This is a genomic window from Priestia sp. SIMBA_032 (assembly GCF_046535215.1).
Lineage (GTDB): Bacteria > Bacillota > Bacilli > Bacillales > Bacillaceae_H > Priestia > Priestia aryabhattai.
Genome location: NZ_JAWRXD010000151.1, coordinates 1 through 442, shown reverse-complemented (window position 1 = coordinate 442; position 442 = coordinate 1). Strand labels below are relative to the sequence as shown.

Sequence of the window (442 nt, the reverse complement as noted above, 5' to 3'; positions counted from 1 at the left end):
ACTGCCAGGGCTAGAGCACTGATCGAGCAAGAAGGCGCTACCGTAATCGTTCACGGCTCCTCATGGATGGAAGCCAACGCGTTGGCCCAATCAATGCTGGAAGATCCAGAAGTTGCCTTCGTGCATCCATTCGACGACGCCACCATGTGGACCGGCCATGCCACGATGATCGACGAAGTCGCTCGCAGTGGGGTGGAATTCGATTCGGTCATCCTGTCGGTTGGTGGCGGTGGCCTGATGTCTGGTGTCGTTGAAGGGCTGCACCGCAACGGCTTCAATCACATTCCTGTCCTGGCCATCGAGACCGAGGGCGCTGAGTCGCTTAACCGTGCCGTTAAGGCAGGAGAGCGTGTCGAATTGGACGCGATCACCAGTATTGCGACTTCCCTCGGTGCCAAGATGGTGTGCGAACGTGCATTCGAGCTGACCAAGCAGCATGATA

1 protein-coding gene is annotated in these 442 nt (G+C 57.5%); it reads left to right on the top strand.

The features are described from left to right. Positions 1–66 precede the first annotated feature (66 nt). Positions 67–442: pyridoxal-phosphate dependent enzyme (locus tag SB717_RS33755; RefSeq protein WP_410907170.1), on the top strand; the 376-nt coding region annotated here is incomplete at its 3' end.